Below are 19850 nucleotides of genomic sequence, written 5' to 3'. Positions count from 1 at the left end.
CACTCGGAGGCCTGGACCATGGCCCAAGGATCCCCGGTCGTCAGGAGCGCGGGAACCTCTCTCGCAGCGCGGCATCGACGATAGCTGGCACGAACTCTGAGACATTGCCCCCATTGCATGCCGCCGAGCGGATCATGGAGGAGCTGATCGTGCCGAATTCTCGCCCTGCCGGCAGCAGGATTGTCTCGATCCCGCTCATGGCCTTGTTGAGGTGGGCCATCTGGAGCTCGTAGTCAAAATCCCCACCAAAGCGCAGGCCACGAATGATCGCGTCAGCCCCTTGCTCGGTGCAGAAGTCGACGAGCAACCCGTCGACGAGGGCGACCTCGACACCCGGGATGTCAGCGACGGCATCCCTGACGAAGGCCACCCGCTCCTCCATGGAGAAAATGCCATTCTTGGCCGAGTTGACCGCCACCCCGACGACGACCTCGTCAACAAGCTCGGCGGCTCGCGTCACGATGTCGACGTGGCCGAGGGTGATGGGGTCAAAGGATCCTGAAAAAACTGCTTTCACTGCTGCTCCATGGGCTCGTGGTTGCGCTGGGCATAGTAGACGACGGTTTCACCGTAACGAGAGTTCCACGACTCAAACCCTTCCGGGACGTGAGGCGGTCGGCTGCGGCGCGACCTCTCCACCACGATCAGTCCGTCATGGGCCAGGGCGTTCTGAATGGTGGCGTCGATGAGGCCATCCATGACGTCGTCGGCCAAGTCGTAGGGCGGGTCGAACCAGACGACGTCAAAGGTCTGCCGGTTGTCGGAGAGAAATGTCGGTACCGTCTGGGCGACCACCTGAATCCGCAAGCGCGTGGTCCGGGCGTTCTCCTTCATGACATGACACGCTGAGCGGTCCCGGTCGACGGCAACGACCGTCGATGCACCGCGACTGGCAGCCTCGAGGGCAACTGCTCCGGACCCAGCGAACAGGTCGCAGAAAGCTTGCCCGGCCAGCTGGTCCTCGGGAGCCTCATCAGACGTTCCATTCCAGGCTGCCAACGCAGAGAAGACAGCCTCGCGCACCCGATCGGTCGTAGGACGTGTGAGCCGCCCTGACGGAGTGGTCAGACGCTGTCCGCCAGCACGACCCGAGATAATCCTGCTCACCCCTCCAGGCTAGCGGTTTCGCCCGATCACGCCCGCATCGTCGCCGTACCCATTGCATCCACTCCTAAACCCCTCGACATGGTCATGTGGCGAGCCATCCTCACCACCATCGGCAACTTTGTGCCGGTCGGTTCCCGAAGTGGGCCGTGTTCAGGAAGAATGGCCCCATGATCAATGAGGAGAACCCGATCACCGAGGTCCCGGAGGACAGCTGCTGGGGCTACCTTGACACGGCTGAGGTCGGCCGCCTGGCCACCAGCGTCAATGACCAGCCCGAGGTCTTCCCCGTCAACTATGTCGTCGACGGGCAGAGCATCGTCTTCCGCACCGCCGCTGGAAGCAAGCTTGAGGACATCGTCACCAACAACCGTGTGGCCTTCGAGGCCGACGGTTGGACCGAGGAGACCGGCTGGTCGGTCGTCGTGCGCGGCAGCGCCGAGGTCATCACCGACGAGGCCGAGCTCGCGCTGTGCGACAAGATGCCCCTGCTGCCGTGGGTGCCGACCGTGAAGCGCAATTACGTGCGTGTCCAGGCCGATCAGATCACCGGCCGTACCTTCGCCTTCGGTCCGGAGCCCAAGGACAACTGACAGACCACTCATGAAGGTCCGGATCGTCGTCAACGTTCCGGACCTTCGTCACGCCTGGTCAGCTCATCCCTGTTCCATGAGATCGCCCTCAGCCAGCATCTCCGTCGCGGTGACAACGTCGAGCAGCCGGGGATCCTCGGGCTCCTCTCGCACCCACCGTTCGGCGAGGTCCTTGGACGCAGTGACGATCTCGGCGTGGTCGAGCACCCGCAACAACCGCAGTGGCGAGGAATACCCCGACTGGGAGGATCCGAGCACGTTGCCTTCGTGACGCTGGGCCAGGTCCAGTTCGGCCAGTTCGAAGCCGTCACGGGACGATGCCACCGCAGCAAGCCGCTCACGGGCCGCCGATCCGGGGGGTGCCGTCGTGACCAGTAGACACAGGCCAGGCAGCTTTCCTCGCCCGATACGTCCGCGCAACTGGTGCAACTGGGAGACGCCGAAGTGATCGGCATCCATGATGACCATCATGGTGGCGTTGGGGACGTCGACGCCGACCTCGATGACCGTGGTGGAGATGAGGACCTGGGACTCGCCGTCAGCGAAGCGATCCATGACGGCCTTCTTCTCATCGGCGTCCAGCCGAGAATGGAGGGCGTCGATGCGCAGTCCTGCGAGCGGACCGGAGGCCAGCTGAGGAGCGATCTCCTCGACCGCAGCCGTCGGCGGGCGACCACCCTCGACGTCGTCAGTGTCATCGCTGCTGATACGAGGACACACCACGAAGACCTGATGCCCGGCCTCGCACTCCTCTCGGATGCGCTCCCAGGCGCGGGTGAGCCACGAGCGGTGGGCTGGCAGATCAACCACAGTGGTTTGGATGTCGGCACGTCCTGACGGCAGTTCTCGCAAGGTCGACACCTCGAGATCACCGAAGACCGTCATGGCAACCGTGCGAGGAATCGGCGTTGCAGTGAGAACGAGCTCGTGAGGTCGAGCACCATCACCAGTCGTCAAGACACTGCGCTGCTCGACGCCGAAGCGGTGCTGCTCGTCAACGACGACCAGACCGATGTTGTTGTAGATGACCTTGCCCGACAACAGGGCATGGGTTCCGATGACAATTCCGGCCGCTCCCGAGGCGATGTCGGCCAAGGCGGTTCGAGTTCCAGCCGTCCTCATCGAACCCGTGAGCAGGGCAACTCCGGTGGAGTTCTCTGGAGCGTCGAGGCCACCGCCCGCGGCCAACTCGTCCATCATCCCGGTGATCGTGGCGTAATGTTGCTGGGCGAGAACCTCGGTGGGTGCCAGCAGGACGGCTTGGTACCCAGCGTCAACGACTTGGAGCATCGCTCTCAAGGCCACGAAGGTCTTACCGGAACCCACCTCACCCTGCAGCAGTCGGTGCATGGGGTGATCGGAAGACAGGTCAGCGTCGATGGCCTGGCTGATCTCGTCCTGGCCTGCCGTCGGGGTGAACGGGAGTCTCGACTCAAAGGCTGCCAGCAGGCCGTCGTCATGACGTCGACACACCGGCGCATCATGACCCTCGGCATCACGTCGACGCACCGCCATCGTCACCTGGGTGGCGATGGCCTCCTCCCACACCAGTCGTTCGGCACCGCGATTGGCTTCCTCCACCGAATGCGGGTGGTGAATAGCGTGGTAGGCCTGCCACAGGCTCGGCAGATCAGCCTCCTGACGCAGCCATTCGGGCAGGGTGTCCTCAAGTTCGGGGGTGGACTCGAGCAGCATCGACTCCACCGAGGCGATCTCCCAGGTGCGCAACTTCGAGGTCTGCGGGTAGAGGCCAAGCAAGCCGTGGCGTTGCACCTGGGCAGCCATCACCTTGCCCTCCTCACGGCCTGCCACGACCTTGCCGTTGCGGTCGATCATGACGAAGTCGGGGTGGACGAGCTGCGGGTTGCCCCGGAATTCCCCCACCTTGCCGACGAAGATGCCGTGAGTGTGGGCAGAAAAAATGCGCTGCCAATAGGACACGATGTGGGGTTTGCCGAAGAAGGTGACGGGCAGACGTGCGTTGCCGTCGAACAGCATGACTTCCAGACGTTGACGCGGTCGCCTCTCTCGACCTGTCACAGTCTTGTTGGTGTGGACCTCGACGCCGACGACGTCGGCCACCAAGGCGACTTCGGTGTCAACGACGAGGTGGGACAAATCCGTGGTTTCGGTACCGGTGAGGTAGCGACGCGGAAGGTGACCGAGGGCCTCGCCCACCGTCTCGACGTGCATCGCAGCGAATGCTTTTGCCGTCTTGGCTCCCACCGCCTCCGCCAAAGGGCGATGAAGCTCCTGCTGGCTGCGGGTGTGCCACCTGGTCACTGCATTCACAGTGTCACCGTACCGATAGGCAATGACACCCACAACGACAAAGAACCCGCCTTACGGCGGGTTCTAACGTCGAACGCAGTGCTCAGCGGCTGACTCGGCCAGCCTTGAGGCACGACGTGCACACGTTCATGCGCTTGTGCGTGCCGTTCTCGACGACACGGACGCGCTGGATGTTCGGGCTCCACCGGCGATTGGTCTTCTTCTTCGACCAGGGGACGTTGTGTCCGAAACCGGGGCGCTTGGCGCAGATGTCACACACAGCAGCCACTGGGAGATCTCCTGTTCAGGGCCGGGCGCATGACGCACCCGACGCAATCGTTGGGTTCGGGGGTTCCTTCGGGAACTGGACAAGACTATACGGTTACCTGCTCTGAACCCAAATCGACGCCTCACCACCTCGGCGCGGTCCCACAACGATGTGCCAACAATGAGCAGTCGATTGGTCGCCTTGCAGACACATAGTCAGATCGGCAACTCAGGAAGTGACCTCACGATATTGACGGTTTCAACCGACACCCGGGTCACCCGCTTCACCAAGTCGACGATGTAGCGAGGGTCGTCATGCTCGCGCGCCCAGTCGCTGGGATCGTTGACAATGCCCGAGGCCTTGTCGGGTTTCACCCGGTATCGGTCGATGAGCCATTCCAGGCCGGAGCGCGACCCGAGCATGTACTCGTGCGCTTGCTCGGGAATGTCAGACAAGGTGAGGTACGAGTTGTAGACAAGGTCGCGTTTGGTGGTCTTGTCCTTCCACCGCATCTTGGTGACGCGGTACAGGTCCCACTCGTCGACGTCGAGCGGGTGGGTCGGTTCGTGCAATGGATAGGGCTCGACGTTCTCATAGCCGACGTGCAGATCGCACAGACGCCGACCGGCCTCGGCAAACGCCTCGAAGTCCGCGGTTGATGCGGCCAGGGGAATGCGCGGAAGCATCCGCTTGAGGTCTGCGGCGTAGCGGGTGCGATATTGCTCAGAGTGCAGCACCGCGTAGACGTAGAAGAAGATGTCGTCCTTGGTGACCTGCGACCCGAAAGCCTGCTGGTAGTGGGTCAGGATCGCATCGGTGATGTTGTCGACGCGACGGTAACCCCACTCGTCTACGTCGCCACTAGTGCCCAGGAGCGTGTCGTCGGTGGCTTCTTCATAAGTCCAGCGGGGGAAGAACTGACCACCACTACCTGCGCCCGTCACGTGCAGATTGGGCAGATCGTTCAAGGCAACCAGCGAAAACGGTACGGCAGATCCCATGCCGACGACGTAGTAGCCGATATTGGTGTGGTGAGGGGTGGGAAAGTATGTGTCATTTTGACCGGGAACTGAGTTGAAGACCGGGTCGAAGTAAAGCGCCTCTTTGGTGAATGGACGATAGATGGCCTCTCTGCGGAGCCCACCTGGATGGTAAGCCTCTAAAACCCCATTGAGAGCCCGTCGGCGGACTCGAAGGCCACGTTGTAGGGCGGGTCGGTGAGCACCAGGTTCGCGCTCTTGCCATCCATGAGCACTCCGACATCACCGGGGTTGGTGGCATCTCCGCAGACCAGGCGGTGCCTGCCGACAGTCCAGATGTCCCCGCGCCTGACGAACGAGGCAGCCTCGAGTGCTCTCGTGAGATCGAAGCTGTCATCGGTGACCTCGTCATCGTCGAGAGAGCCAATCATCTGGGCGATTTCGTCATCGTCGAAGCCGGTGAGCTCGGCATCAAAGTCAGCCGCGTCCAGGTCGGCGATGAGCAGGGCCAGCTTGTTCTCGTCCCAGTCGCCGCTGATCTTGTTCAATGCGACGTTCAGCGCCTTCTCGCGGGTCTCATCGAGTTCAACGACCACGCAGTCCACATCGGTGTGGCCGAGGTCGGCCAGTACTTTCAGGCGCTGGAGGCCGCCGACGACGTGGCCGGTGGTGTGGTTGTAGATCACCGGCTCGACGTAACCGAACTCGATCAAAGAGCGCTTGAGTTTCTCGTAGTCCGCATCCCCGGGCTTCAGGTCTTTACGCGGGTTGTAGTCGGCGGGCTTGAGCTCAGCGATGGGTAGCTGCTTGATGAGCACGGCGGTTCACCTCTTCTCGAAGTGCGTCGGTATAAGGCAGGGTCCATTCCCAGTCGCTCAGGCCATGTCCCATGTGCCCATAGGTGGCAAGCTTCGCGTAGATGGGAGCTCGCAGGCCGAGCCGTTCGATGATCGCGGCCGGGCGCAGCGGGAAGATCGCCTGGGCGGCGTCGGTGAGCAGCCAGTCCGGGTACTGACCGGTGCCGAAGGTGTCGATGTGGAAGGCGACCGGGTCGGCCTTACCAATCACATAGGAGATAGCGACGTGACATTCTTCGGCCAGGCGCGCGTCCACCACGGTTTTCGCGATCAGGCGAGCCATGCACGCTCCCGCCCGGTCGACCTTGGAAGGGTCCTTACCCGAGAACGCGCCACCGCCGTGCGGGCCGAGCCCACCGTAGGTGTCAACCATGAGCTTGCGCCCGGTCAGCCCGGTGTCAGCGGTAGACCCACCGGTGACAAACCGCCCCGACGGATTGACCAACACGCGCTCGGGCGTGGCACCGGGCAGATGCGCCTCGATAGCGGGAGCAACGATCAGCGTGCGCACCTCCCGTTCAAGCACGGCGGGGTCTTTGTCCGCATCGTGTTGGATGGAGACGATCACGGTGTCGATGCCGACCGGGGTGCCCAGCTCGTCGTAGACAACACTGACCTGGGATTTGCCGTCGGGGCCGATCCCACGGATCGTGCCGTCGGTGCGGACGGCATCGAGGCGGCGGCAGATCTCGTGGGCGAGCACGAGCGGCAGCGGCAGGCGCTGACTGGTCTCGTTCGTGGCGTACCCGTAGACGGTGCCCTGATCGCCCGCCCCGAGGCTCGCATACGCCGACTCATCGCCCGCGCGGGCCTCGATGGAGGTGGTGACGCCTGCGCCGATGTCGGCGGATTGGCGGCGCACCCACACGTAGATGAGGAACCTGTCCGGGTTGTACCCCGCCCGGCGCAGCGCCTCCCGGGCGCACGAGCGCAGCTGCGGACGGATGGTGGTGGTGATCTCGCCGGTGACGATGATGCGCCTGCCCGTGGCCATGACCTCAACGGCCACGCGTGCCGCCGGGTCGAGAGTGAGGATGTCATCAAGGATGTGGTCTGCGATCAGATCGCACAGCTTGTCGGGGTGGCCGATACACACAGATTCAGCACTTCGCACTACAGACACGCGAGGGCTCCTTTCACAAAAGCGAACAACAACAAGAAAGCCCGCCCGGGTGCCGGGCAGGCAGGAAACGAAACGAGCGGGATGAGAGGCCTTAGGAGGAGGCTTTGAGCAGCTGCTCCATGACCTCATCGCCTGGCGTGGTGCCGGAGTAGTCGGTGGTGCAGGTGGCACGCACGATGTCGAAAATCTCGTACCAGTACACGTTGGCCTGCTTACCGAAGCTCTGGCTCATCGCCACAAACGGGCTGGCGATCGCAGCTCCCGTGGTGGGGTGTTTGCCGAGCAGTCCGAACTTGCTGATCGCCTGCTCACACTGGATGTAGCGGGCGAACGCCTGCGCGTACTGCTCAATCAAGCGTTTGGAGACGAACTCGGTGCAGCCGCGTTCATCCAGCCAGTTCCACGTCTCCCGGTACACCAGGTCTGCACCGAGCGGTTGGCCGTCGCGCTGCTCAGCCGAGAGGTATGCGCCGGGTTCTGGCATCGGCTCGCCTGCGAGCAGCGCACCATCGCCGATGTCGGTGCCGTCCAGATCGAACACATCGAGTTCGGTCGGTGTGGTGAGCCGGGTGGCGGGACGACCTGCAGCGAGCTTGTCGTTCAAAGCATCAGGCTTAGTGCCCGCTCGTACCCTGCGTCCACCACGATTGGTGCCATCTTTGGCCATGGTCTCGCCTCCTTCCGAGGGTGTCGTGCCCTGATGTGGAGGGCGCGAGGGGTCAATACCCCGTTTGATTCGGCGGTTTTGCGCACGGTTGGCCCCGCCCGCTGACCTCCAGACAGGTCGTAGAGATCCGATGGCCCCAACCCCAAACCAGACGCGCCACGTTGCGCCGTAAACGTCGAACAAGAAGCAGGGCGACAACTTTGAGGTCGGCGGTATTTGAGGCGCACAGGCCGCGATTCCAAGAAAAATCAGTAGGTGTAGACCTGGGGTGCTTGCCTCCACCGGTCACCGTCCAACGCGCTCTGGCGCGAGTGGCAGGGCTTACAAAGCGACCGCAGGTTAGCAAAGTCGTGGCTGCCGCCATGTTCCAAGGGCAGGACGTGGTGGACCTCTTGGACTGGGGTGATGCGGCCAGCTGCTAGGCAGTCTTCGCACAATGGGTGGGCGGCGATGTAGGCGGCGCGGATCTTGCGCCAGCGCGAGCCGTAGCGTCGGTTGATCTTCGGGTCGCGTTGGTACTTGCGGTAGCGCTTGACCTCAGTCTTCGCGTGCTTGGAGCAGAAGCGGTCGTGGGTTAGCTCTGGACAACCGGGAGCCGAGCAGGGGCGGGCTGGTTTCTTCGGCATCGCACCCACCACCCTTTCTGCCTGGGTAAAGCGAAACCCTCCGGTCAGCTGGCGTGCTGTCGTCCCGGAGGGTTTCGCTTTTCTATATTTTCAACCACTTACAGTATTTCAGGCCCACACCACTAAATCCATAGCAGGGTTCGGATACTCGCTAACGCATGGGTGCAGCTAGCGAGTATCCGTGCAGGAATGTCCCGCACTCGAGTAGTTAGGGGTTTAGCTCAACTTCTCTTGCAGGCAAAGCGTGGACGTCTAAGTTTTGTGCTGGAGCTTCAGTTGTAACAGTAAGTTTTTCGATCCTACCTACAGCCGTGCAGTGCTTTGGCGCATCCGGTAGCACTCCCTCGACAATTGCAACCTCAATGCGCCCATTAGCTTCCTTGGTAACAATGCGTAGTTTGAAACACTTGGGGTCACCCGTGTTAGCAGTGAAAGTCAGCTCATGTGAATCTGTAACTTCATGCTTTGTCCAGTTTATTATCTTTTCCGAATGCAGATTAGCGTCGCTGCTCGAACACCCGCACAGCATAGCAAAGGCTCCCAGAAATACTATGAGTCGTCTTCCTTTTTTCATCTCGGTGGGTATTAATCGTTCCGGGTGGAGTTATATAGATTCATTACCGCATCATCAAAATACGGGCCACCATTATAGGAGTTATCTTCTGGCCCGAACGATGTAACTGAGCGAACGTGCCCCAAGCCTGTGGAATTGTTGTAGTCATCTATCCAAGGGCCTCCGGAAGATCCGCCTCCAAAATCGCATCCCGTAATCTTAGGGAAGCTGCTCGTCCACCACCTGTGCGTTGTAGTTCTTCCCCAGCAAGCCCACATTCTCTCGCCCTCATCAAGGTTTCCAGGATATCCAAATACGGTGACATCAAAATTCCGCGATCCCCCGGTCCTTAAACCGTATCCACCGACAGCATCTACGACCTTCTGCCCTGAGGCATTCATGTAGGTGGTAACAAATGCTACGTCTCTTTCGAAGCCCCGTCTGCCCTCGCCGTTATCTATCCATCCTTGAAAAGTGGTGAGAGTTTTCGCTTGGAACGTCCCATAAGGCCGATGGTCATAGTGATAATCCGGAATAAACACCCAGTTCTTATGCCATGTCCCGTTCTTGCCACCACCATGCACGCAGTGCCCAGCAGTGATAACCAAGCGCTTCGAAGGACTGTTTAAAGCAGACCCAGAACACATGTAATCCTGCCCATCTTTCGCATTAGTGAAGAGAACCTTACCGTTAACTTCAGAAAAATTAGTTACTGAACGAGTGCTGCGTTCCTGAATTTTTCCGACACGCCCAGAAACGGGATCGCTTAGCACTCGTTGCGGCGAGACTGCATCGGTTGGAGGGAGTGCTTCCCTTGTTGCGTAGTTGTTACTACTAGCGAAAGCGTCTGCCGGGATGGCATTATCAATTCTGTCCTGAGTCCAATAGTCTATAACACGCGGATCGGCCTCGCTTGCCTCAGACGACCTATTCCTTGGAACATATTGATCATCAAAAGAAGTCGTTGCAGCAGCAGAAACTACTTGATCATCACGTGTTCCCTCATCGGGAGGACTCGCGTTAGCAACACCGCCGCCTAGCACTAAAGCGCTTACAGAAAATACGACGACTGCGCCCTTTTTCAAAGCACTTAATCCAGAAATCATGGATCTTCCTTCCTGTGAATTAATGTGACGATTGAAAACCTTCAAGCCCAAAAACTTCCTCCTTAGATAATCCTAACTTTACGGGAAACTTGGTTGCGGAGGGATCTTTTTGCAACATATTTCCTTACGTAACGCCTACCATACAACGCGGTGGCGAGGCGATCCAGGGCCCGGTTCTTTCGCCGGTAGACGCTGTCGCGCTGAATATAGAAGTGGTCGCCGATCATTGCCACTCGCTCGTCTTGACTGCCTTCACCCAAGAAGAAGTTCTCTAGCACGAACCTGTCGTCCTCACTGAGTATCGCCCAGGCGGGTAGGAACCAGTCCAGGTACTCGCGTGCTTCCTTTTTGCGGGCAGCGAGCAGGTTGATTTTGTCGAGGGTGGCTGCGATGCGGTGTTCACCTGCATGAGGATCTTTCGCGTGCGGAACACCCGTGATCCTCGCGCTCGCGGGGCTGGCGAGGTCAGCCCTCAGCTGGTCGGCCTCAGCGCTAGTGTCCTGGGCGGCTGCTTGCTCCATTAATGGATAGTCTTCTAGCGCGCAGATTGCTGCTTTGCGGGTATCGAGGTATTTCGTCATCACATGCATCATGAGTTCTCCTTCGTGGTTGTTAGTTGGGTTTTGACCGCTTCAATCAGCGCGGCCTGCGTCGTGTTCTTGGAATCGAGTGCTTTGAGGACGGCTTCATCGAGAGTGCCGGTGGTGGCCAGGTGGGTGATCGTCACCGGCTGGTCCTGGCCCTGCCGGTAGAGCCTCGCGTTGGTTTGCTGGTAGAGCTCCAAGGACCAGGTCAGAGAGAACCAAACCAGGAGGTTGCCGCCTTGCTGGAGGTTGAGCCCGTGTCCGGCTGAGGCCGGGTGGATCAGCGCCAGCGGAATCTCCCGGCCGTTCCATGCCTTGATGTCGGCGCTGGTTTTCAGCTCGCGGGCCTGCGGGAACCGTTCGGTGATCCGCTGCAGGTCATGTTTGAACCAGTAGGCCACGAGCAGGGGCTGGCCGTTGGCCGCCTCCACGAGGTCTTCGAGCGCGTCGAGCTTGCGGTCGTGCACCTCGATCACGTTGCCGTTCTCGTCGTAGATCGCCCCCGAAGCGAGCTGCAAGAGCTTGCCGGAGAGCGCGGCGGCGTTCGCTGCGTCGACGATCTGCCCGTCGAGGTCGAGCACCATCTCGTCCCGCAACCGCTCATACGCTTCGCGTTCCCTGTCATACAGCGTGACGGCTGTGGTGGTGACGGTGAGTTCAGGCAAGGTCAGGTGGTCGGTGGTGCGCATTGACAACGTAATGTCGCCGATCGCGGCATAAATCTCGTCCTCGGCACCCACCCTGGGTTTGTAGGTGAAGATCTGCATGCCGTTGCGCTTATCCGGAATAAACCAGCGGTTGCGGTAGTGGGAGATGAACCTGCCGAGGCGCTGGCCTTCGTCGAGGAGCCGGAACTCGGCCCACAAATCCATCAAACCGTTGCTCGCGGGCGTGCCGGTCAGGCCCACGATCCGCGCGATCCGTGGGCGGACGGTGGTGAAGGCTTTGAAGCGCTGTGCCCGATGGTTCTTGAAGGAGCTCAGCTCGTCGATGACGACCATGTCGAACGGCCACGTTGACCCGAGCTGTTTGACCAGCCAAGGCACGTTCTCCCGGTTGATGACCGTCACCATCGCGTTCCTGGCGAGCGCGTCCAGCCGGTCGGTCTTGGTGCCGACTGCGATAGCGATCGTCAGCCCTGCGAGGTGATCCCGCTTCTGGGCCTCCGTGGGCCAGGTGTCTCGGGCGACGCGTAGTGGGGCGATGATCAACACCCGGCGAATCAAGAACGAGTCCAGCAGGAGGTTCCAGACTGCGGTCAGGGTGATGACGGTCTTGCCCATACCGAGGCCGAGGAACACGGCGGCTTGCGGGTGGGTCTCGATGAAGGCGGTGGCCTGGGCTTGGTAGTTATGCGGCTGATAGAGCATCGAGCACCTCCCGAATGCCGTCGGTCGAATCGATGACGAGCACGCTCATGCCGTGATCAGTCAGTTGCTTCATGCGGCGGTGTTGGATGGGGCGGGGTTGGCGTCCGGGTGCTTTGAGTTCGACGAAGACGATGCGTCCGCGCATGATGCAGATGCGGTCTGGGACACCGTTGGTGCCGGGGCTGACGAGTTTCCAGCAGATTCCGCCAGCCGCCTCAACGCTGTGTTTCAGGGCTTGTTCGATGTGGTGTTCGTTCATGGGTGGTCCTCTCTGGGAGGCTCCATGACGACCTATGACGATGCGATATGGACTTTTCTATAGGCCTTATTTTTCTTGCCTATAGGAAACTTACATATGGGTCGTCATAGGTCGTCATAAGAGCCATTCGTCAGTTGTCGAATTCGCTTTTCAACGCCAGTCCATGGACGTACATGCCGTGCATGGACTTTTTGCGGATGAAGCCGTGGCGTTCGACGGTGGCGTTGAAGTCGACCATGGGGCGAGCCCACCCGGATGTGGACATCGCCCACGCCCGATACGCCTGATACAACTCACCCGCCCGCTCCGACAGGCCCTCGTCGATGTCGCAGTGGGCGTCGAGGAACTGGGCGAACCAGTTGTTCTCCTCGCGGTACGCTGCCGATGCCGCCACCACCCGTGCCGGAGGGGTCAAGTGGTAGTTTTCGGCGTGGATGAGCCGGGCTCCGTCCATGATCCACGCGAGGATTGCTCCGCCAGCATGCCGGTAGAGGTGGTCGGCATAGTTTTTGATGTCGCTAGTTCCTTCGATTTTGGCTTCGAAGGGGATGACGATCAGCCGCCGCCAAATCCCCGCGTCCATCGCCCCTACACGTGGCAGGTGGTTCGTGTAGAGAATCAACGTGTGGGAGGGGGTGAAGGCGAAGGGTGCCTTGTATTTCTTCTCCGCATAAATCTGGTCAGTTGACGCCAGCTGTTTGACCACGGAGGTTGACATGCGCACGCCCTCCTCCGACTCGGCGGAAATGATGAGGCGTTTGCCTTTGGCTTCAGCGAGTTCGGGTTTGACGTTGCGCATCCCACCGATCGTCAGCACATCAGCGCTCATGTTGCCCGCGTAGGTTCCGAGTACTCTGGCGATGGTGTTCCAGAAGGTGGATTTGCCGTTACGTCCGTCGCCGTAGGCGATGACGAGGGCTTCGACGAACACTTGCCCGATCGCAGCTAGGCCGACGATGCGTTGCACGTAGGCGATGAGCTCGGCATCGCCTTGGAAGAACACCTCGAGGGCTTCTTGCCACAGGTGCGCTCCGTCGGTGCCCGGGTCGAGGGTGGTCTGCTTGGTCACCAGATCTGCCGGGTCATGGTCGCGGCGCGATGCGGCTCCGTGGCGCAGATCGTAAGTGCCTGATGGGGTGTTGAGCAGATACGGGTCGGCATCGAGCTGCTCAGGGGTGGTCAGCAGCATGGGTCGGGCTTCTTTCAGGCAGTTGGTGATCCCGCGTGATTCTCGGCGTTTGAGCGCGTAGGCCGCATAGGTTTTGGCGTCCTCAAAGGCGGCGAAGGCCTCCTGTTGGGCAGCGTTGAACATGGCCTGGGCTTTCGCCTTCGACATCGACGCCAACAACATGGCAGCTCCCGTGGCGGCGAGCTGGCCCTTGGCGTCTTCGAGCAGCTCGTGAGCCTCGGCCAGTTGGCGCTCGGTAAGCTCCTGGGCAACAGCTTGGGCAGCGGGAGCGGATTCGTACCAGACACCGTCGTAATAGACGAGCCAGTCGGTGGCCTCCGAGTAACGCAGCGAGTCCGGGTACGCCTTGGACAGGGCGTGGGCTTGGCCGACGTCGCTGTAATCGGCGGGGCGTACCGAATCCAGGCTCGCCTCGAAATCCTCTGGTGGCACATACCCGGGCTGGTTCTCGACCGTCTTGGCGAACCGGGTGGCCGACCGCCAGATCGGCTCCACCTCCGCCTCGGGCAGTGGCGGGTTGCAGCGGGCGGCCTTGCGGTCGAACAAGTCGCGTGCCTCATCGGTCGTGCCGAGGCGAATCAGCAGCCTGCCAGCAAACCTCGACAAGGTCGCATTCCGGGAGCCTTCTTCGATGGACTGGGTGGCGTCATCCCACTGGGCGAACACGTCCTCATCGGCCGCGTCGGCAAGCCAGGCGTCGATGGTGTGTTCACCCTCGACCACGGTGATACTCGGAGCATTGTGGCCGTAGATGAAGCGGCCTGCGTCGATCGCGTTCGGGTCGAAAAACTCAAACCTGGCAGCAAGCTGCTTTTTCAGCCCCGCATAGGCCTCAGCATCAGCCACGGGGTTTATCGGGAAGTAGACGTGGAAGCGGGGTCGTGCCGACTGGGCACCTTTCGCTCTCTGGTGGTTGCGGGAGGTGGCGGTCATCAACGCCGCACCCGCCACTCGCTCAGCTAGGGACTCCGGCGTGATCCATTCAGCGGGCTCGTCGGTATGGGAGTTGTCGACGTCCATGACCAGGCAGTTCGAGGTCACGAAACTGCCAGCCGAGCGCCTGCCACCTACGTATTCGGCAACCACATGATCCAGCCTGGCGACTGCTTCGAGGTCGGCTGCAGTGGTCACGGTGTGCAGGTGTGGGTAGTGGGCGTTGCTTTGCTGGCCCGCCACCTGCGCGGTGAACATCGTCATCGCCTTCATAGGGTGACCTCCTGAAAGTCAGCGTCGAGATAGGTGATCGGCAGCTCGAGGTGGTGGGCCCATTCGATCTCGGCGCGCATCCCTGCCGAGACGCGGGCCGTGTAGACCCAGATCGCCTCGCACTTGCTCAAAAGAATTCGGTTGAAGAACATCGCCAGCTCACGGTCGCTCGCGTCGGTGTCGTCCATGAACTGCGGAAACAACAGGTGCGGTGCGAGCGGGATCTTGTGCCGGGACACCGCGTGAGCACACAACGCGCGAGCCAGCTCGACGTTGTTCTCGATCTCTCCGGAGTACGGGGAGCAGATGTAGACCAGGGGCCGGTAGCCGTACTCGGCGCGCTGGAGATTCTTCAGCGCTGTGAACGCGGTGGGGTCTGGGTAGCCCTCCGTGTTGTGGGGCGAGAAGCCCAGGTCGATGTTGACAGCAGTCGTCGTCATGCCACGCCGTCGTTCTGCTCGATGACCGGCAGCAGGCCGAACTGGTTCTTCAAAAGGTCGTAGACGAACAAGCGACCCTTCTGGGTCCAGTACATGTGCGTGCGGGTCTTGCCCTCGTCGTACTCGTGGGTCTTGGACTGCGTGTAGCCCTGCTCGGCGAACCGGGCGTAGAGGAACCAGCGGCCGGACTGCCTGAACTGCACCCCGGCGTCGTGCAGCAGCAAGTTCAGCTTCTTCGCCGACAGCCCGTAGTCCTTGGCGATCTCCGTGATGGTCAGCAGCGAGTCCGACTGGAGCACAAGGTCGTAGTAGGAGACCTTCGGGGCGGCCTCGAGCAGGGCCTGCTCGGCTGCCAGTCGCTTGGCCCGCTCGGAGCGAAGCTGGATGATGGCACGCTCGAGGAACTCGTCGTTGTCCAAGAGCTCGTCGAGGGCGTAGACGCCGTGGCGGCGGATCGTCGGCAGGACCTCATCGACAACCCAGGCTTCGAAGTCCTGGGCTGCGGGGAGCTTCGAGGAGAAGATGAGCCGGTACAGGTCACCTTCGGTGATGAACCGGGCTTCTTGAGCGCGCCCGAGCGCATCGACGATGGGGTAACGAAACGGAACCCCACGGCAATGATCCTGAATCGCCTTGCTGGTATTGGTGTATCCAAGCGCCGTGACCACATCACGGCCGCAGAAATACACCTTGTCCTCATGCTCGACAGTTCGGATCGTTCCAAAGGCATCATTGGTGAATACCTGAAGATCTCTCGTAGCCATGTCTGGCTCCTTTCTAGGAAGCCGTCGATGAATACGCAGAGAGGTATGGCTTCCTAGTAGGAGGGCTTCGAGGAGACCCATTTGATAACCGACCCTCGAAAAGTCGCACCGGGTTTACCCAGCCGACAACCCACCTACCCGCCGGGCAGACTCGCCGCCATGGACAAAGCGACCGTGATGCAGGTGCTGGGATTGATGGACGAGGAGATGGTGTTCGAGTGGAGCTACCAGCTGCGCTGTGACCCGCGCCCACAGGCCCAGGAGCTCTACGAGCTGGTGCTCAAGTATCTGGCTCAGTCCTTTTGATAGAAATCGCACGCGTACCCGTCTGCCGCTAGCGGCAACCCTGCTGCCCAGTCAGGCACGGCAGCCATCAGCTCGCAGATCTCGTCCACGGTGGCCGTTGCGGTCTCCACGACGATCTCGTCATGAACGTGCATGACGATCCGATGCCCAGCGCGATCGACCTGGTGCATGCCGAACGTGAGCAAGTCTCGGGCGACGGCTTGGACGATGTTCTCGGTGAGTTTCCCACCGTAGGTTTCCAGCTGGCCCCACTTGCGACCCGTCGTGATGCCCTCGTGGGTGATGGCAGTGCCACCGAACCTGTTCTCACCCAGCTTGGGTTTCACGTAAGCCAGGCGGCGTCCGGAGGGCAGGCGGATGAACATGATCCCGGATTCCACGGTGAAGGTCAGTGCCCCAACGCTGGTCGGCTGGCGGGTAAAGATGGCCTCGATGGCGGCGGCGTTGATGTCGGCCCACAGCTGCACCACGCTGGGGTTGGCTGCCCGCCACGCATCGACCAGCGGCTGGAGCTCGGATTCAGCCAGCCCCATCCGCAGCGCCCCCATGGCTTTCAGGGCTCCGACGCCGCCTTGATAGCCGCAGGCGAGCACGGCGATCTTGCCTTTCTGGCGCAGCTCGGCGTTGGCTCCGTGCTTGTCGACGGGGACTCCGAACATGCGGCTTGCGGTCTCGCAGTACAAATCCTTCCCGTCTCGGAAGGCCTGCAGCGTGGTGGTCTCGCCTGCAAGCCAGGCGATGACCCGCGCCTCAATTGCGGAGAAGTCGGCCACCACGAACCGGTGCCCGTCGGCGGGAATAAACGCAGTGCGGATCAGCTGGCTGAGGGTGTCGGGCACGGAGTCGTAGAGCAGCTCGACCGCATCAAAGTCTCCGGTCCGCACGAGGCTTCTGGCCTCACTGAGGTCTGGTAGGTAGTTGCGGGGCAGGTTCTGGACTTGGACGAGGCGGCCAGCGAAACGCCCGGTTCGTCCAGCCCCGTAGAACTGGAGGAACCCGCGTCCGCGCCCGTCACGACCTGCGACGTGTTGCATCGCCTCGTACTTCTTCACCGACGACTTCGCGAGCTCACCGCGCAGCTGGAGGACTTCACGCACCTCACCAGTGGCGCTGTCGAGCGCGGCAGCGACTTCGTCTTTCGTCAATGACTGCAAGGGCGCACCATGAGCGGCGAGCCACTCTTTCAGCTGGATTGGCGAGTTCGGATTCTCCAGCCCGGTGACCTCTTGAGCCCGGGCCAGCGTGGTGGCGCGGTGCTGCCGGTCGCACTGGACCGCGTTGTCCACGAGCACCCGGTCGAGCCGGATGCCGGTGTCGTTGACGCGCTGGTCCAAGGCGTAGGTGTCCCACTCAGACGCTGGGAGCGGGAAGTCGGCCAGCCGGTCATAGATCGCAAGCTCCACCTCGACGTCGCGCCGGTTGTAGGAGATGAACTGCTCCCACCCGTCCGGGTCGGATGCAGGCGGGTTACGCATCCCGCCCTGGTTGAACACGCTCGGTTTGGCCGGGGTGCAAAAACGGGTGATCAGTTTCTTGCCCGCACTGTCTTTTCGTACCGGCAAGTCAAGGACGGTCGCGACCTGCTCCAGGCTCATCGGCAGGCCCAGGTAGGCGGACCAGACCATGGTGCAGCGCCACTGCGCAGGGTCCAGAAACCTGCGCCCCGCCATGAGCTCTGGATGGTGTCGGAGGAGCCAGCTTGAGAGGCAGATGCGCTCGAACGCGGCGTTGAACGCCCACTTCACTACGCGCGGGTCGACCAGTGCGGCCAGCACCTTATCGGGGAGTTGCTGTCCGTTGGCGAGATCGACGACCTCGACCGGGCCGCCGTCGATCGAGTAGCCGAACAAGAGGAGATCGAAGTCGTCGTGCTCGGCATAGGGGTACACACCGGATTTCGCCAGGTTCACCGGCGAGAAGGTCTCGATGTCAATGAAGAGTTCACGCATGCGCAACAGCTCCTAGAAAACAATGAGTGCTGGGAGGAGACCACACCCCAGAGAAGTGGGCGTGGTTCCTCCCAGCACGGGTGAGGAGTTAGCGGTCGTGGTCAGCGCGGTACTTCTTGAGCTCGGCCTCGGTGTCAGTCATGAGCTTGTCGATGCGTTTGCGATCCTGGCGGATCGCCCGCCGTTCGGCAATCGCAGAGGTGACCTTGATGACAATGAGACCGAGGACAGCGCCAACGAGCAGTGCCACGACTGTGGTGGTGTTTGCGGACAGCGCCGCTGAATAACACTCGTTCATGATGCTTCTCCGCTCTTCTAGCTGAGGAAGTCGTCCGAGGCTGCTGCGAAGCCTCCGAAGTCGGCCTCGGCGCTGATGCGGTTGCCGCCAAGCGGTTCGCCATCACGCAGCTTCTGGATGTTGCCCAGCCCGCAGGCGATACCCCGGTTGCCGTTCGTGTTGAACGCGTAAAAGCTGATGCTCACCCGTGCGTAGCAGCCCGAGTAGACTTCGCTGGCGTCCAGGATGGGCTGCAGGTCAGTACCCACGACCTGCGGCGGGGTGGTCGAGTTGGCGTTGACGAACATCGCGTTCGCATAGGCCTCGTCGTCGCGCTCGATGTCACCGTCGCGCAGCGGGAGCTTCAAGGCGGCCTTGTTCGGTCGCTTGCCACCGAACTTCGCCGCCCCGGCATCGATCGCCGCGTCGATGGCGCGTTCGATCTTGGCCAGGGTCTCGGTGTCAGACTTCGGGATGATCAGGGACACGGAGTACTTGGGCTTACCGCCCTGGATGGACTTCGCCTCGAAGATGTTGGCGTAGGACAGGCGGACTTCGCCGGTGACCACACGGGTCGGATTCGTTGCAGACATCTTGTCTTACCTTCTTTCTTGTTCGTTACTTGATGGCAGTGAATTCGTTGGCCGCTGACTGGATCTCCAGTGCGGGCCTCTTGTCGGATTCGGGCACGAGCGTGGGCTTCCCGGCGGGTTTAACCACGAGGTCCCCGAGAAGAGTGGTGAAGCGCTTCTTGCCCAGCTGCTTCTCCAGCGCGGTGATGGTCTTGAGCTTGCGATCCCACACACCGACACCGGCTGCCTCGGCCGCCTGGGCGACAGCGGACTCGTCGGCGTATTTGCGGATCGAGCGGCCTTCGACGAGCTTGAACCCGGGCCAGGTCTTGCCCTGGTTCACCGCCAGCGACAGCGCGTGCGCTTCCACGTCGGCAGCCCAGGCCTTCAGGTCCGGCAGCTTGGCCAGCACCTGTGCGATCCGGTTCAGCGCCGGGATGTAGCGGTTCGCTTCGGTGACGTTCACGCGGCATCACCACCGCTCCGGGTAACACCAACGGCGCGAGCCAGCGCAATGAGGTCGCCGTCATCACCGTGCTGAGTGATGGTGACCTGGCCGACGCTGTCGCCGGGGACGACCACAGTGAAATCCTTAGCCTCACCGAGAATGAGTCGGGCAAGTCGTTCACGCAGGGGGACCCGGCGCAGACCCACGACCTTTTCACGGGTCGCCAGGTCGAGATTCAATTGGTGCCGCATCAGCGGACCTCCCTTCCTATGCAAGACCCGGAACCGGAACTGGCTGGGGTGGCCTTGCATAGGAAGGGCTTCGGGCAGTGCGGATTT

General features: G+C 61.4%; 23 protein-coding genes. 2 read left to right on the top strand and 21 right to left on the bottom strand.

The genetic code is table 11. The features are described 5' to 3' along the window. Positions 1-40: 40 nt before the first annotated feature. Positions 41-517 carry a pantetheine-phosphate adenylyltransferase gene (coaD, locus tag ACUCCZ_RS03760; RefSeq protein WP_065674206.1) on the bottom strand — a complete coding sequence of 159 codons (477 nt, stop codon included), beginning with the start codon at positions 515-517 and terminating at the stop codon, positions 41-43. Further along, positions 514-1068: an RsmD family RNA methyltransferase gene (locus ACUCCZ_RS03755; RefSeq protein WP_462981556.1), complete on the bottom strand. Its 555-nt coding sequence runs from the start codon at positions 1066-1068 to the stop codon at positions 514-516. The genes coaD and ACUCCZ_RS03755 overlap by 4 nt, the downstream gene beginning before the upstream one ends. A 206-nt stretch (positions 1069-1274) precedes the next feature. Here ACUCCZ_RS03755 and ACUCCZ_RS03750 point away from each other — a divergent pair, with 206 nt between their 5' ends. Further along, positions 1275-1697 (top strand): pyridoxamine 5'-phosphate oxidase family protein, encoded by a 423-nt coding sequence (locus tag ACUCCZ_RS03750; RefSeq protein WP_004808626.1) that lies wholly within the window; start codon positions 1275-1277, stop codon positions 1695-1697. A gap of 63 nt (positions 1698-1760) precedes the next feature. Here the strand turns inward: ACUCCZ_RS03750 and ACUCCZ_RS03745 are convergent, their stop codons facing one another. From ACUCCZ_RS03745 to ACUCCZ_RS03680, 14 genes are all read right to left on the bottom strand, one after another. Continuing rightward, positions 1761-3980, bottom strand: a complete 2220-nt coding sequence (locus tag ACUCCZ_RS03745) for an ATP-dependent DNA helicase RecG (RefSeq protein WP_435918023.1) — start codon at positions 3978-3980, stop codon at positions 1761-1763. 91 nt (positions 3981-4071) lie between these two features. Continuing rightward, positions 4072-4257 carry a 50S ribosomal protein L28 gene (rpmB, locus tag ACUCCZ_RS03740; protein ID WP_002514277.1) on the bottom strand — a complete coding sequence of 62 codons (186 nt, stop codon included), beginning with the start codon at positions 4255-4257 and terminating at the stop codon, positions 4072-4074. A gap of 194 nt (positions 4258-4451) precedes the next feature. Further along, positions 4452-5360: a type ISP restriction/modification enzyme gene (locus tag ACUCCZ_RS03735; protein ID WP_435918161.1), complete on the bottom strand. Its 909-nt coding sequence runs from the start codon at positions 5358-5360 to the stop codon at positions 4452-4454. A 35-nt stretch (positions 5361-5395) separates the two neighbouring features. Beyond that, positions 5396-6034, bottom strand: a complete 639-nt coding sequence (locus ACUCCZ_RS03730; RefSeq protein WP_435918024.1) for a ParB N-terminal domain-containing protein — start codon at positions 6032-6034, stop codon at positions 5396-5398. Further along, entirely contained in the window at positions 6006-7196 is a 1191-nt protein-coding gene (metK, locus tag ACUCCZ_RS03725) for a methionine adenosyltransferase (RefSeq protein WP_435918025.1), read from the bottom strand. Before metK ends, ACUCCZ_RS03730 begins: the two co-directional genes overlap by 29 nt. A gap of 91 nt (positions 7197-7287) precedes the next feature. Beyond that, positions 7288-7863, bottom strand: a complete 576-nt coding sequence (locus tag ACUCCZ_RS03720) for a P27 family phage terminase small subunit (protein ID WP_435918026.1) — start codon at positions 7861-7863, stop codon at positions 7288-7290. A 248-nt stretch (positions 7864-8111) separates the two neighbouring features. Continuing rightward, positions 8112-8489: an HNH endonuclease gene (locus tag ACUCCZ_RS03715; RefSeq protein ID WP_435918027.1), complete on the bottom strand. Its 378-nt coding sequence runs from the start codon at positions 8487-8489 to the stop codon at positions 8112-8114. 585 nt (positions 8490-9074) lie between these two features. Then, positions 9075-10193 (bottom strand): trypsin-like serine peptidase, encoded by a 1119-nt coding sequence (locus ACUCCZ_RS03710; RefSeq protein ID WP_435918028.1) that lies wholly within the window; start codon positions 10191-10193, stop codon positions 9075-9077. A 17-nt stretch (positions 10194-10210) separates the two neighbouring features. Next, a complete protein-coding gene (locus tag ACUCCZ_RS03705; RefSeq protein ID WP_435918029.1) occupies positions 10211-10741 on the bottom strand; it encodes a hypothetical protein in 531 nt (176 codons plus the stop codon). Further along, positions 10738-12102, bottom strand: coding sequence for an SNF2-related protein (locus tag ACUCCZ_RS03700; RefSeq protein ID WP_435918030.1), 1365 nt, complete (start codon positions 12100-12102; stop codon positions 10738-10740). Before ACUCCZ_RS03700 ends, ACUCCZ_RS03705 begins: the two co-directional genes overlap by 4 nt. Continuing rightward, on the bottom strand, positions 12083-12361 hold the full coding sequence (locus ACUCCZ_RS03695) for a VRR-NUC domain-containing protein (RefSeq protein WP_435918031.1): 279 nt from the start codon (positions 12359-12361) through the stop codon (positions 12083-12085). Before ACUCCZ_RS03695 ends, ACUCCZ_RS03700 begins: the two co-directional genes overlap by 20 nt. Before the next feature lie 130 nt (positions 12362-12491). Further along, complete coding sequence (locus tag ACUCCZ_RS03690) at positions 12492-14756, bottom strand: phage/plasmid primase, P4 family (RefSeq protein ID WP_435918032.1); 2265 nt, start codon at positions 14754-14756, stop codon at positions 12492-12494. Further along, entirely contained in the window at positions 14753-15196 is a 444-nt protein-coding gene (locus ACUCCZ_RS03685) for a DUF7768 domain-containing protein (protein ID WP_435918033.1), read from the bottom strand. Before ACUCCZ_RS03685 ends, ACUCCZ_RS03690 begins: the two co-directional genes overlap by 4 nt. Beyond that, complete coding sequence (locus ACUCCZ_RS03680; RefSeq protein WP_435918034.1) at positions 15193-15960, bottom strand: phage antirepressor; 768 nt, start codon at positions 15958-15960, stop codon at positions 15193-15195. Before ACUCCZ_RS03680 ends, ACUCCZ_RS03685 begins: the two co-directional genes overlap by 4 nt. 159 nt (positions 15961-16119) lie before the next feature. Here ACUCCZ_RS03680 and ACUCCZ_RS03675 point away from each other — a divergent pair, with 159 nt between their 5' ends. Then, positions 16120-16266, top strand: a complete 147-nt coding sequence (locus tag ACUCCZ_RS03675; protein WP_435918035.1) for a hypothetical protein — start codon at positions 16120-16122, stop codon at positions 16264-16266. Here ACUCCZ_RS03675 and ACUCCZ_RS03670 read toward each other — a convergent pair. The 5 genes from ACUCCZ_RS03670 to ACUCCZ_RS03650 form a co-directional block, all read right to left on the bottom strand. Continuing rightward, a complete protein-coding gene (locus ACUCCZ_RS03670) occupies positions 16254-18215 on the bottom strand; it encodes a DNA polymerase (protein WP_435918036.1) in 1962 nt (653 codons plus the stop codon). The genes ACUCCZ_RS03675 and ACUCCZ_RS03670 overlap by 13 nt on opposite strands. An 88-nt stretch (positions 18216-18303) precedes the next feature. After that, on the bottom strand, positions 18304-18513 hold the full coding sequence (locus ACUCCZ_RS03665) for a hypothetical protein (protein ID WP_435918037.1): 210 nt from the start codon (positions 18511-18513) through the stop codon (positions 18304-18306). Between the two features lie 17 nt (positions 18514-18530). Beyond that, a complete protein-coding gene (locus ACUCCZ_RS03660) occupies positions 18531-19085 on the bottom strand; it encodes a DUF2815 family protein (protein ID WP_435918038.1) in 555 nt (184 codons plus the stop codon). Between the two features lie 25 nt (positions 19086-19110). Continuing rightward, the gene (locus ACUCCZ_RS03655; protein ID WP_435918039.1) at positions 19111-19530 is read right to left on the bottom strand and encodes a DUF2800 domain-containing protein; all 420 of its coding nucleotides are present in this window, start codon (positions 19528-19530) and stop codon (positions 19111-19113) included. Then, a complete protein-coding gene (locus tag ACUCCZ_RS03650) occupies positions 19527-19763 on the bottom strand; it encodes a hypothetical protein (protein WP_435918040.1) in 237 nt (78 codons plus the stop codon). The genes ACUCCZ_RS03655 and ACUCCZ_RS03650 overlap by 4 nt, the downstream gene beginning before the upstream one ends. Positions 19764-19850: the final 87 nt, after the last annotated feature.

The organism is Cutibacterium nasicola (genome assembly GCF_052654715.2).
Note: the sequence above shows the minus strand (reverse complement) of the source record. Positions and strands in the feature narration are given on the sequence as shown.

Excerpts from the sequence above, each read along its gene's own strand:
- ACUCCZ_RS03750 (WP_004808626.1), top strand. The coding sequence starts at position 1,275 with ATGATCAATGAGGAGAACCCGATCACCGAGGTCCCGGAGGACAGCTGC.
- ACUCCZ_RS03720 (WP_435918026.1), bottom strand. The coding sequence starts at position 7,863 with ATGGCCAAAGATGGCACCAATCGTGGTGGACGCAGGGTACGAGCGGGC.
- ACUCCZ_RS03715 (WP_435918027.1), bottom strand. The coding sequence starts at position 8,489 with ATGCCGAAGAAACCAGCCCGCCCCTGCTCGGCTCCCGGTTGTCCAGAG.
- ACUCCZ_RS03705 (WP_435918029.1), bottom strand. The coding sequence starts at position 10,741 with ATGATGCATGTGATGACGAAATACCTCGATACCCGCAAAGCAGCAATC.
- ACUCCZ_RS03700 (WP_435918030.1), bottom strand. The coding sequence starts at position 12,102 with ATGCTCTATCAGCCGCATAACTACCAAGCCCAGGCCACCGCCTTCATC.
- ACUCCZ_RS03695 (WP_435918031.1), bottom strand. The coding sequence starts at position 12,361 with ATGAACGAACACCACATCGAACAAGCCCTGAAACACAGCGTTGAGGCG.
- ACUCCZ_RS03690 (WP_435918032.1), bottom strand. The coding sequence starts at position 14,756 with ATGAAGGCGATGACGATGTTCACCGCGCAGGTGGCGGGCCAGCAAAGC.
- ACUCCZ_RS03685 (WP_435918033.1), bottom strand. The coding sequence starts at position 15,196 with ATGACGACGACTGCTGTCAACATCGACCTGGGCTTCTCGCCCCACAAC.
- ACUCCZ_RS03680 (WP_435918034.1), bottom strand. The coding sequence starts at position 15,960 with ATGGCTACGAGAGATCTTCAGGTATTCACCAATGATGCCTTTGGAACG.
- ACUCCZ_RS03675 (WP_435918035.1), top strand. The coding sequence starts at position 16,120 with ATGGACAAAGCGACCGTGATGCAGGTGCTGGGATTGATGGACGAGGAG.
- ACUCCZ_RS03670 (WP_435918036.1), bottom strand. The coding sequence starts at position 18,215 with ATGCGTGAACTCTTCATTGACATCGAGACCTTCTCGCCGGTGAACCTG.
- ACUCCZ_RS03665 (WP_435918037.1), bottom strand. The coding sequence starts at position 18,513 with ATGAACGAGTGTTATTCAGCGGCGCTGTCCGCAAACACCACCACAGTC.
- ACUCCZ_RS03660 (WP_435918038.1), bottom strand. The coding sequence starts at position 19,085 with ATGTCTGCAACGAATCCGACCCGTGTGGTCACCGGCGAAGTCCGCCTG.
- ACUCCZ_RS03650 (WP_435918040.1), bottom strand. The coding sequence starts at position 19,763 with ATGCGGCACCAATTGAATCTCGACCTGGCGACCCGTGAAAAGGTCGTG.